Raw genomic sequence first — 2,396 nt, 5'->3', positions numbered from 1 at the left:
CTGGTTGTGCGAATCGAAGCCGCACGAGAGAGTGGGAAACTCAAAGACTCCCCTGGCAAGCGCTCAAATGCCAGTGTCCATTTCCTGGGGGCATAAGGAGCAATTCTTGTGTCTCATAGCTCAGGAAAGAAGCCGAACCTAAGTAGGAAGTCACGTCCAAAAAGGAGGCAAGGGCAAAACTAATTAGGTGTAGCAACAGCGAACCTGCGATGACGCTTCGTTAAGCCGAGCTTCTGAAAGTGACTGAAACAGGAGTGTAGGGACAATAGATAATCCAAAGAATTAGGTGGATTATGTGAGCGCCTAGTCCCCGGAGTAAAGCAGGGCACCGAATTAGTTGTATCTCCATCTGGTGCGGAACGAGATAACCCCGATAGGGTCTACTGCCTAATTTCCAACGCAGTAGTAAAGAAACCGTAAGGTGACTCTAACTCCCTAGCGGGTGAGGGATGTCTTCAGAAGCGAATGCCGTCAGGACGAAAGTCCAGAGGAAAAAAGGCACAAGCCTATAACTCGACGGATAGGGCAGGTAGAAACCTGAGATACCCAACCCGAAAGGGTGCAGACGGAAGACAGGTGAATCTCTTGAAGTTCAATGAGACGGGAATGAACCTGTCAGGAAAAGTTAGATATGACTCATCGAGCCGTAAACGTAACTGACAAGAACGACACTCAATGGCAAGCCATCAACTGGCGCCAAGCCAATCGTGTAGTTAAGAACCTGAGACAGCGAATCTTCAAGGCTACTCGTGAAGGACGCTGGAAGACAGTCCGAAATCTTCAGCGATTACTTATGAAATCGCTGTCGAATATATACCTGGCTGTAAGGAGGTGTACACAACAGAACCAGGGCAAGAAAACTCCAGGCGTTGACGGATTGGTAGTTCTCAACCCCAAAGGAAGAGGAATTCTAGTGGATGCCCTCAAGAAATTCATCCCCTGGAAACCACTGCCAACTCTTCGGGTGTACATTCCAAAGCCTAATGGAAAGAAGCGTCCACTAGGAATTCCCACGCTAATAGACCGATGCCTTCAGGCAATCATACTAAACGCACTAGAACCATGCTGGGAAGCACAATTTGAACGCGCTAGCTACGGATTCCGCCCTGGCAGATGCACCCATGACGCAGCAGAGAAAATATTCAATGCTGTTCGTCCCAACAAGAAGAAAAAGTGGGTAGTAGATGCCGACATTAAAGGATGCTTCGACAACATCAACCACGAATTTCTAATAGGTCGAATTGGAAATTTTCCTGCAAGGAAACTAATACAGCAATGGCTAAAAGCAGGATATGTGGATAAGAACGTATTCCATGAAAGCGAAACCGGAACACCACAAGGGGGAATCATCAGCCCCTTACTGGCGAATATCGCACTGCATGGAATGGAGAAGGCACTAGGGGTCATCTACGAGAAAAGCGGAGGGTCACGAGGAAAACGGATTGTAGTCAGATACGCCGATGACTTTGTTATTCTCTGCGAAACCCAAGAAGACGCCAATAAAGCTAAGGACGAAATAATCCACTGGTTATTAGAGAGGGGTCTGAGCCTCTCTGAAGAAAAGACCAGAATCGTTCATATGACAGAAGGGTTTGACTTCTTGGGATGGAACTTCAGACATTACAAAGTGTCTGACAGAAAATCAGGGTACAAACTACTAATCAAACCAAGTGCCAAATCCATCAAAAACATCCGCGACAAACTCCGACAAATCTGGCTCTCTAACCGGGGCAAGGAAATTGGGGCAGTGATTACAGAGCTGACTCCCGTTGTCAGAGGATGGGCAAATTACCACCGAAAGATGGTAGCCAGCGAGGTCTTTCACGAACTCGACAAATGGATGTTCGACCGTGCTAAGAAATACGCCAAACAGAGACACCCAAACAAAAGTGACAAATGGAGAAACCAACGCTATTTCGGACGATTCAATCATGATAGGGAAGATAATTGGGTATTTGGAGACCACCAAACAGGGGCGCATATCCCAAAATTCTCTTGGTTCCACATCGAACGACACACCCTGATACCTGGTGATTATTCCCCAGATAATTCTGACCCTGACGTACAAGGATGGTTCAGGAAAAACAGGGCAAAACAAGCCAAGGACTATAATAAGTCGTGGCAAAAAATAGCCAAGAGACAAAACCATGTGTGTCCGAGGTGTGGTGACTCGCTATTCAACGGCGAGAACATACATAAACACCACTCGACCCCCAAAGCAATCGGAGGAAAGGACACATACTCCAATTATCAACTTGTCCATCTAATGTGTCATCAGCAAATCCATCATGAGAAGACACAGTGATTTGCTTGAGCCGTGTGCAGGGAAACTTGCAAGCACGGTTCTTAGGGGGGAAGGGGACAGCAATGTCCCTGCCCTACCCGACTATTGGAGT

At 47.2% G+C, this 2,396-nt stretch carries 1 protein-coding gene; it reads left to right on the top strand.

Annotated elements, in window-relative coordinates; genetic code table 11:
• Nucleotides 1–631 precede the first annotated feature (631 nt).
• Nucleotides 632–2,305: a group II intron reverse transcriptase/maturase gene (gene ltrA / locus QT990_RS35615; RefSeq protein ID WP_333051867.1), complete on the top strand. Its 1,674-nt coding sequence runs from the start codon at nucleotides 632–634 to the stop codon at nucleotides 2,303–2,305.
• Nucleotides 2,306–2,396 lie beyond the last annotated feature (91 nt).

The organism is Microcoleus sp. T3_B1, from assembly GCF_036700445.1.
GTDB lineage: Bacteria > Cyanobacteriota > Cyanobacteriia > Cyanobacteriales > Microcoleaceae > Microcoleus.
Note: the sequence above shows the minus strand (reverse complement) of the source record. Positions and strands in the feature narration are given on the sequence as shown.